Origin of the sequence: Clostridioides sp. ES-S-0123-01, assembly GCF_020658415.1 — a bacterium.
In the GTDB taxonomy this organism is placed as follows: domain Bacteria; phylum Bacillota; class Clostridia; order Peptostreptococcales; family Peptostreptococcaceae; genus Clostridioides.
In genome coordinates, this window is the sequence record NZ_JACVWD010000005.1 from 495,140 (window position 1) to 502,548 (window position 7,409).

General features: G+C 26.6%; 12 protein-coding genes. 6 read left to right on the plus strand and 6 right to left on the minus strand.

Annotated features, from left to right (window positions below):
• Positions 1–273: 273 nt before the first annotated feature.
• A complete protein-coding gene (locus IC175_RS14690; protein ID WP_227482332.1) occupies positions 274–1,188 on the minus strand; it encodes a DUF2935 domain-containing protein in 915 nt (304 codons plus the stop codon).
• 232 nt (positions 1,189–1,420) lie between these two features.
• The gene (locus tag IC175_RS14695; RefSeq protein WP_227432883.1) at positions 1,421–1,603 is read right to left on the minus strand and encodes a hypothetical protein; all 183 of its coding nucleotides are present in this window, start codon (positions 1,601–1,603) and stop codon (positions 1,421–1,423) included.
• Between the two features lie 421 nt (positions 1,604–2,024).
• On the opposite strand from IC175_RS14695, the gene IC175_RS14700 reads away from it, so the two are divergent.
• The 6 genes from IC175_RS14700 to IC175_RS14725 all read left to right on the plus strand — a co-directional run bounded on the left by IC175_RS14700 (position 2,025) and on the right by IC175_RS14725 (position 5,702).
• Positions 2,025–4,127 carry a bifunctional diguanylate cyclase/phosphodiesterase gene (locus IC175_RS14700; RefSeq protein ID WP_227482333.1) on the plus strand — a complete coding sequence of 701 codons (2,103 nt, stop codon included), beginning with the start codon at positions 2,025–2,027 and terminating at the stop codon, positions 4,125–4,127.
• A gap of 234 nt (positions 4,128–4,361) precedes the next feature.
• The gene (locus IC175_RS14705) at positions 4,362–4,511 is read left to right on the plus strand and encodes a hypothetical protein (protein ID WP_227432886.1); all 150 of its coding nucleotides are present in this window, start codon (positions 4,362–4,364) and stop codon (positions 4,509–4,511) included.
• A gap of 502 nt (positions 4,512–5,013) precedes the next feature.
• Positions 5,014–5,232: a hypothetical protein gene (locus tag IC175_RS14710; protein ID WP_227432888.1), complete on the plus strand. Its 219-nt coding sequence runs from the start codon at positions 5,014–5,016 to the stop codon at positions 5,230–5,232.
• 68 nt (positions 5,233–5,300) lie between these two features.
• Entirely contained in the window at positions 5,301–5,420 is a 120-nt protein-coding gene (locus tag IC175_RS14715) for a DUF2829 domain-containing protein (protein WP_227432890.1), read from the plus strand.
• The gene (locus tag IC175_RS19700; RefSeq protein ID WP_227831156.1) at positions 5,421–5,528 is read left to right on the plus strand and encodes an MW1434 family type I TA system toxin; all 108 of its coding nucleotides are present in this window, start codon (positions 5,421–5,423) and stop codon (positions 5,526–5,528) included.
• Positions 5,529–5,534: 6 nt separating this feature from the next.
• On the plus strand, positions 5,535–5,702 hold the full coding sequence (locus IC175_RS14725; RefSeq protein WP_227432891.1) for a hypothetical protein: 168 nt from the start codon (positions 5,535–5,537) through the stop codon (positions 5,700–5,702).
• A gap of 59 nt (positions 5,703–5,761) precedes the next feature.
• Here IC175_RS14725 and IC175_RS14730 read toward each other — a convergent pair whose 3' ends face one another.
• The 4 genes from IC175_RS14730 to IC175_RS14745 form a co-directional block, all read right to left on the minus strand.
• On the minus strand, positions 5,762–6,079 hold the full coding sequence (locus tag IC175_RS14730; protein ID WP_227851666.1) for a hypothetical protein: 318 nt from the start codon (positions 6,077–6,079) through the stop codon (positions 5,762–5,764).
• A 378-nt stretch (positions 6,080–6,457) separates the two neighbouring features.
• On the minus strand, positions 6,458–6,658 hold the full coding sequence (locus IC175_RS14735; RefSeq protein ID WP_227432893.1) for a hypothetical protein: 201 nt from the start codon (positions 6,656–6,658) through the stop codon (positions 6,458–6,460).
• Positions 6,659–6,747: 89 nt separating this feature from the next.
• On the minus strand, positions 6,748–7,161 hold the full coding sequence (locus IC175_RS14740; RefSeq protein ID WP_227432894.1) for a hypothetical protein: 414 nt from the start codon (positions 7,159–7,161) through the stop codon (positions 6,748–6,750).
• A complete protein-coding gene (locus IC175_RS14745; protein WP_227432895.1) occupies positions 7,145–7,378 on the minus strand; it encodes a helix-turn-helix transcriptional regulator in 234 nt (77 codons plus the stop codon). Before IC175_RS14745 ends, IC175_RS14740 begins: the two co-directional genes overlap by 17 nt.
• Between the last annotated feature and the right edge of the window lie 31 nt (positions 7,379–7,409).

The window sequence follows — 7,409 nt, forward strand, 5'->3', positions numbered from 1 at the left end:
GTTATAACACAAATAAGTTTTTATTATAAGATGTATATTATTAATTTTTAGTAAATAATCAAGTGGAAAAATAGTTCTGTTAAGAGTTCTTATTTTTAAAACTACTATATAAGAATGTTGTAAATTGTAGTTGATTATATGATTTTTTCACAAATATTTATTATAAATAAATGACTTAAGTTCTATTGAATAATAAAAAAGTAAAGAAGCAGTTTAGATGCATCTTTACTTTAATTAATTTTATGTTATATAAATTTGTTTAGAGTTTTTTAATTACATATTTTTGTAGTTTTCCAATATTCTGATATAATGATTGGCTTCTCTTAACACATGGTCTGCTAAAAGTGGCAATATTATAGATTTTATTTTACATTCTTCTATTCCAGATACTCCAGCCTCTTTAAAATCTTTGAATTCAACTGTTTCATCTAGAGTTTTATCTGTCATACTATTTATAGTAGCATCATTCATTTTATTTGCTTCTTCTATTAATTCCTTAAATTTTGCAGCAAATTCGTTTGAAGTATTGATTAGTTCATTTTCAGATGGGTCAAGTAATCCTCTTATAAACAATGCATGCTCCATCATAATTTGATCCCAAAATAATTCTATCTCTTTAAAATCTTTTGAATCAATATCTATTTTATTTTCTAGGTCAATTACATAGGAACGATATAAGTTAGCTTCATGTATTATATGTTCAATAAGTAGAGGGTAATTTGAGGTAAATAGATTGCATGATAGCACTCCATCTAGAACTCTTTCCTTTAGATTAATAAGTCCATCAAGTAACTTTAGTGAATCTGAGTTAAGCTGAGCTACATAATTTACTAAATCTTGGCTAACCTGTGGATTTACACCACTTTGTAAATTTAATTCTCTTGTGGTTATGTTTTGATTTATTTCTATTCCTGTAAATTCCTCTGTCTTTTTTTCTGCATTCAATGTATGACTAGTGACAATTTCTTCTGAATATAATATATCAGGTCTAATTACACCATTGCTAGCACTAACAGCATATGATAATAATTCCTCAAATTGCTTTTTATAGTGGTCAGCTTCTAGAGCAAGATTGTAATCCTTAGGTGTGAATCCTGCTTCCAAAAAAAGAGAATGCTCTTTCATGATTCTTGAAAAAAATAAGTGTAATTCAAGTGATAAAATAACATATTTTTGATTATCTATCATAACTTCCTCCCTTTAAAAATTATCTTGTTTATAATACTTTATTCTTAAGATTTGATTTTATGTATATTAGAAATAAATTAATTAAATTCTCTTGTTACTAGTTTTAAGATTTATTATTAGATTTTAGTTTTGAATACATAACTTTTGGATAAAACTATTAAAGCTAAAATACATAAAAGTAGGCAAGAAGAATCTTATATAAAATTCTTTTGCCTACTTAATATACTTGACTTTATGCCAAACCACACTCACATAATAAAATCATTATTCTATGGAGACATGACTCCACAGTATCTTCGCCATATTTTTTAATAAAATCATCGATTTGAGTTTCTATAAATGAATAGTATTCTTTTAAATTAGCAATATATGCAGTCATTATATGGACACATTCATCAATTTTATCTTTAAACACAACCAATCCCCCTAAAAAACGAAAAATTAAAATATTCAGTAAATAGCATGTATTATTTCATTTGATAACCTATATAGTATGATATATTGGCTAGAAAAATTTTACAAGTGGGTATGCAAAACTGGTTGTTATAATTGCAAAACTGGATAGCTGTTTTGTTATATATTCATGAATAAGAAACCAAGTAAGATATTGGGCAAATCCATTATCAAATAGATTTTTTATATATCATTTAAATTGGTAAATAGGATATTGATGTATTTTTTTTTATCAACTATAATTTAGAATATGAAGTGATAAATTTCCCCAGTAAATTAAGCTATTTAATGTGTATATATAAATGATTAAGCAATCCTCTGTAATAAAAAATAATTTTGGAAATGTTGTTATAAGTAATAGTAACAATGAAGGAGGCATGTATATGAACAGACATAACATTGAAATTATATTAAATCAGATAAAGACTAATATATATATTACAGATATTCATACTAATAAAATTATTTTTATGAATGAAAATATGAAAGAAGAATACAGTATTTTAGTTCCAGAAGGAAAAGTCTGTTGGGAAGTATTATATCCCGAAAAAAATATTCCTTGCAGTTGTTGTAAGATTTCAGAATTACTAGCGAGCAATAAAAAAGGAGTATCAATAAAATGGTATGAAAAATGTAATAAGTTAAATAGAGTTTTTGAGAATTATGATAGTTTAATTACATGGTATGATGGGACAACTGTTCATATACATCAATCTATAGATATTACAAACTCTATAGATTTAAACAAACAACTTAAGATTGATGAGTTTTGTCACGTATCAGATAACGATGAAAAAAAAGAGAACTTTGAGTATTTAAATATATCAAGAGATAAATTTGATTATGATTCCACTTTACTTTATGATGCTCTTATTAGAGGTACAGATGAATATATATATATATGTAACTTCAAAACAGGAGTATTTCGATATTCACCATCACAAGTTGAATTATTTGATTTACCAGGAGAAATTGTGGAAAATCCACTTGAATATTGGAAAAAAATTGTACATCCAGAGGACTGGAATCGTTTTTATAAGTCAAATATGGAAATAGGTAAAGATTATATGGATTATCATACAGTTGAATTTAGAGCTAAAAATCGTAGTGGAGAATATATATGGTTAAAGTGTAAAGGCCAATTAATGCGTGATGAATTTGGAGAGCCAAGTATTTTTGCAGGAATTATGACGCAGTTAGGTAAACAAAATAAGATTGACCCATTAACACAGTTATTGAACTACTATGAGTTTATGAGTGTATTTGAAGAAAAACTTTCAAATCCCATGATTGAAAAATTATGCATAATGCTACTAAATATTGATGACTTTAAGAATGTTAATGAGATGTATGATAGAGCCTTTGGAGATAACATAATAAAAACTTTAGCACAATCTATAAAATCTATTTTGCCAGGTAATGCTGAACTTTATAAACTTGATGGTGATGAAATGGGAATTCTTGTTGATAATGTTGAAGAAAATGACATTCGAATTCTATATGAACAAATACAGAATTTGATTATACATCTTCACTTGTGGAGAAAATATGGATTAAATATAACAATTTCTACTGGATGTGCTATATATCCAAAGCATGGAGATACAGTAAAAGAACTTTATAAATATGCTAGCTATTCTTTACAGTATGCTAAAGAACATGGAAAGAATAAACTTGTTTTTTTCTCTGAAAAAATCTTGAAAAATAAAATGCATTCATTGGAAATGATGTGGGAGTTGAAAGCATCAATTAATGATAATTTTCGAGGATTTAGTCTTAGATTTCAGCCACAAGTAGACACGCAAAGTCATAAAATAATAGGTGTAGAAGCACTTTTAAGATGGACTAACCAAAAAGGTGAAGCAATTTCTCCTTTAGAATTTATTCCGATTTTGGAAGAAAATGACATGATAAATGATGTGGGAGCATGGGTACTTCGAATGGCATTACGTACTTGTAGTGATTGGATTGATTATAATCCTCTTTTTACAGTAAGCGTAAATATTTCAGCTGTACAAATATTAGAGGAGACGTTTATTGAGGATGTAATTAAAATTATATCTGAGGAAAGTTTTCCTTATCAAAATCTTGTATTAGAGTTGACAGAAAGTCATACAGTACAAAATATGAGTATTTTACAAGATAAGTTTGAAATTCTACAATGTTTAGGAATTCGTATTGCTATGGATGATTTTGGTACAGGGTACTCTTCTTTAGAGATTTTAAAATTTTCTCCAATAGATATAGTTAAAATTGATAGAGTATTTGTCAAAGACATATTAAAAAGTAAGTTTGATGCTACATTCATACGATTTATTGTTGCAATTTGTCATGATGTAGGCATAAGAGTGTGTTTAGAAGGAGTAGAAACACAGGAGGAGTATGATTTAGTTAAGCAAATGAAACCAGATTACATACAGGGATATTTTTTTGGAAAGCCGCAAACAGCAAGAGAAATTTTAGCTATTTTAAAATTAGATATCTAATACTAATCAAATTTTCAATTTCACATTTACTTATATAATCTAGCAAGTAAATATATTTTAATTTTAACTGACATTTAACCTTAGATAAAAATAAAGAAAAAGTAAAATATAGGTAGATTATGTAAATATATATGCTATAATAGGGTTAACAAGAAGAAGCAGTCTACAATCTAAAGAGTGAGGTTCATGCGTAAAGAATATCCTCCCAACGTTAAGAAGGGAGGTGAATTGTGCATGGATATTTTTTTACGAGGTGTACTAGAACGTTTAGTTGCCAGTTTTATAGTTAACAAACTATTTGGAAAATGTAAAAAACCACTCGAAGCGGCAACTAAGAGTGGTTGGGAATTTGATTTAAAAATCACATTCCGTAAAAATGAGTAATTTTAAATTACGAACTCCACTCTACTGACAATAGATTGTAGTTCTTCTTGTTTTTTATTATACCACAAATTGATACAATTATTCAAAAAAAATATTTATATAATATGATTGATGATGCTAGTTCAATTCTAATTGTGTTCAAAATCTATTAATACACTATATTAAGTATTTGAATTGAGATTAAAATCTCATACAATTTTGTATCTTAGTTCAAAGTCTAAAAATCGGGTGGGACTTGGTAACTTCACTCATTATACAGGTACTGGTGATTAATCTAGGTTCGATTCATAGAACTTGAGACATAATATGTAATTCCACCTTAAAAAGACTAAGTTTGGGTAAGTTTAGTCTTTTTAAATTCTAAAATTCTTCTAATGCAGTTCATATTCAGTACACAAACTTTTGGTAATATATAAGTAAATCAAAGAGTGTATAGACACTAAATGAATTCAAATATACATACTTGTACATAAAATATATGATAATTTTGGGAGGTATAAACATGAAATGTCCTAACTGTGCTAGTGAGAAAATTCAAAAAAATATTAAATGGGGAGGAAAAGGAAATGCTGGTAATGTTGGACTAAGATATAGTTTACTAGGAGTAGCAACCGTATATTCTGATTTATGTTTGGATTGTGGTGAAATAGTTAGAACATACATAATGGAAAATACTGATGAGGATTGGCAGATAAAGAGAATAAAGAATATAAAAAAATAGAATAAGTTAAAAGGCTATCTTTGTAGATGGTCTTTTTTTATATAATAAATTGAAAAGGAGAATGAATTATGAAATTTGAAGAAGTATTACCACTAATAAAAAATGAAGAAAAAGCATTTAGATTATATTTGAATGGTAAAGGAATGTACATGCAAATGGATAAAGGCAGAAATTATGAGTTTTCATAAATTTATCCATTCTTTGTAATAAAAAACACATTAAATTCTTTTAATACATGGGTTCCAAGTGTAAGTGATATATTTGCAGAGGATTGGGAAGTAATAAGAGGAGAATGATAAGGGATGGATAGGAGGTTAATAAATGATAAGAGTTTTTATCCAAATAATATTTATCCAGCAATAGACTTTCTCAAGATAAAAAGACAGTTAAAATCAATATACGTTTATGAGATTGAACAGTTATTCAAGTCTCAAGTTGAAAATTTTAGTATATCAAAACTTAAGAATTGATGCTTAAGAAGGTAGCAACTGGAAATAGTTGTTACCTTCTTTTTTAATAAATTTAAAGTTTATAGAACAATATATCTTTTCCTAATTAAATAATAGGATATTATTGTTATGATAGACACTAATATTACTGATATTATTGCAGTATCAAGTCTTCTTATTAATAAACCCATGATTATATATTCTAAACCTATTAAATAGTGATAAAATATTTCTAGTTTAGTAGCTTTTTCTCTATCTATATTCCCATATTTTAATTCTAATTTATCTAAATATTTTTTCTTACAATAATTAGTTTTACCCTTGATTAAATATCCTACAGTAACTACTATTGTAAATGTTACTCCATAACTTAAAAATATAATGTTCCAAGAATTCATAGTAGAGATACCTCCATTTAGATTTATTTTCTTAATCAAAGTATATCAGTAGTATAAACATAAAGAGTGTCTAAAAAATTACAAATATTAACAAAGGGAATAAAATTATAGTAAAAGTTTTAATAATAAAACGAACAAAAACTATCATACTAAAACATAAGACATGTTATAATTGTATTACAAAGTTTCATTAATTACACTAAAAGCACTTCTGCAAAAGAGTGCTTATTTTTTTGGAATTCATTAATATATATGAACTATTAAGAACATTACTCAACACACTTTAAAATTGATTTAAATAGGTCTTTTTAACAACCTAAATCATATGATATAATAAAAAAATAGAAGTGTACTGCCAATACACTTCTATAGTTATAACTAAGCATTCTCATGTCGGGGAGTGCTTTTTTCATTTTTCCAAACAATATTATTTACTTCATCAATAATTATCAAATCAATCTCATTTTCTTCTAATATTTCTGTTGCAGTAAAAATTAGATTATCTAAGTCAAAACTTCGAGTTATTTCTAGTTGATTGTTGTTTAGAGTTCTTTTTAGTATGTAAGTCTTAAAACACACTTATATCACCTCTCATATTTATAAAAAAATTAAACATATATTAGCCTCTAAAATAGTTACATTAACTTGTGTTTTTAATAAACTTGTATTTACTCTTTTTTATCTAAAAGTATATTTATGAGCAAATATGCAACAAATAAAAAAATCTCAATGACACATAGTGTTATAGCTATAACTAGAAGTGATTGATTTTTCCATGCACTATAAGCTATGATGAAAAGAAATGTAAAAGCGCATAATGTATAATTCATAATTTTAACTAATATATGACTTGTTTTCATTGTTAAGTATAAGTCTCTTTCATCTGCATTATCTTGTAATTCTTCAACAATGCCTTTTTTTGAAAAAGCATTGTAAAAATTAAAGATTGCTATTGTAATTAAAAGGAATGATGAAATTAGGAATCTTTGTTCTTTTAAAATGCAGTAAATAACTATGCTAGCACAGCATAACATAGAAGCTATAACAGCTACTATAAAACCTCGTCTATTCTTTACCTTCATGTTTTTTGTCCTCCATTTCTTTATTTTCTTTTAAACAACATAGTTCTTCAATAGTTATACCAAACACTTGTGCCATACGATAAGCAAGCATAAGAGAAGGACTATATTGCTCTTTTTCAATAGAAATAATTGTTCTGTTTGATACATGGACTAAATCAGCAAGTTGTTGCTGTGTTAAACTCATATTTGTTCGAAATTCTCGCACTTTTGTTTTCATTCCATACCCTCTCTCTATATGAAGCTAACTT

What these genes read in the sequence shown, in the direction of transcription:
- IC175_RS14730 (WP_227851666.1), bottom strand. Translation starts at nt 6,079, where the DNA reads ATGAATTCTTGGAACATTATATTTTTAAGTTATGGAGTAACATTTACA.
- IC175_RS14715 (WP_227432890.1), top strand. Translation starts at nt 5,301, where the DNA reads ATGAAATTTGAAGAAGTATTACCACTAATAAAAAATGAAGAAAAAGCA.
- IC175_RS14745 (WP_227432895.1), bottom strand. Translation starts at nt 7,378, where the DNA reads ATGAAAACAAAAGTGCGAGAATTTCGAACAAATATGAGTTTAACACAG.
- IC175_RS14710 (WP_227432888.1), top strand. Translation starts at nt 5,014, where the DNA reads ATGAAATGTCCTAACTGTGCTAGTGAGAAAATTCAAAAAAATATTAAA.
- IC175_RS14725 (WP_227432891.1), top strand. Translation starts at nt 5,535, where the DNA reads ATGGATAGGAGGTTAATAAATGATAAGAGTTTTTATCCAAATAATATT.
- IC175_RS14700 (WP_227482333.1), top strand. Translation starts at nt 2,025, where the DNA reads ATGAACAGACATAACATTGAAATTATATTAAATCAGATAAAGACTAAT.
- IC175_RS14705 (WP_227432886.1), top strand. Translation starts at nt 4,362, where the DNA reads ATGGATATTTTTTTACGAGGTGTACTAGAACGTTTAGTTGCCAGTTTT.
- IC175_RS14690 (WP_227482332.1), bottom strand. Translation starts at nt 1,188, where the DNA reads ATGATAGATAATCAAAAATATGTTATTTTATCACTTGAATTACACTTA.
- IC175_RS14740 (WP_227432894.1), bottom strand. Translation starts at nt 7,161, where the DNA reads ATGAAGGTAAAGAATAGACGAGGTTTTATAGTAGCTGTTATAGCTTCT.